The following is a 618-nucleotide window of genomic DNA, read 5'->3' as shown; positions in this document are numbered from 1 at the left end:
TTCACACAGGAAGGTTCAACATATACAGAAGGTAAACTAACAGTAGAAGCAGAAAATACGACATTAAAAGGAACAGGGACACAGGCACAGGAAGTAGAAATAAGCGGAAATTTGAATAATGAAACAAATATTTATTCAAAGGGTAATGTAACTATAGGTGGAGACACAAAAAATAAGGGTCAGTTAATATCAGAAGGAAGCTTAGATATAAAAGGTAATCTGGAATCAGATTCATTAGTATACGGAAAGGATTCCGTAAAAGTAGGAAAAGACTTAACTAATAAATCAGATTTACAAAGTGAGAACGTGATTACAGTAGATGGTAATGTATCAAACACAGGAAAAATGATATCTGAAAAAGAATTGACTGTAAAAGGAAATACAAATAATGCAGGAACTCTGTATGGAAAAGACAGTATCAAAATAGATAAGAACCTTAAAAATTCAGGAAGTATACAAACAACAGGGGAGTTATCAGCAAAAGATACAGTGAATACTGGGAAACTTACAGCAGAGAATAATATTAATGTAGAGAACCTTGATAACAGTGGGGAAGTAGTAACAAATAAGAAATTGAGTACAAAAAATATTGAGAATAAAAGTACAGGAAAAGTATCA

1 protein-coding gene is annotated in these 618 nt (G+C 31.9%); it reads left to right on the top strand.

Annotated elements, in window-relative coordinates; all coding sequences use genetic code 11:
• On the top strand, positions 1-618 hold a 618-nt coding region (locus NK213_RS17895), incomplete at both ends, for a FapA family protein (protein WP_253351740.1).

The organism is Sebaldella sp. S0638 (genome assembly GCF_024158605.1).
Lineage (GTDB): Bacteria > Fusobacteriota > Fusobacteriia > Fusobacteriales > Leptotrichiaceae > Sebaldella.
This window is presented reverse-complemented; position numbering and strand designations above follow the sequence as displayed.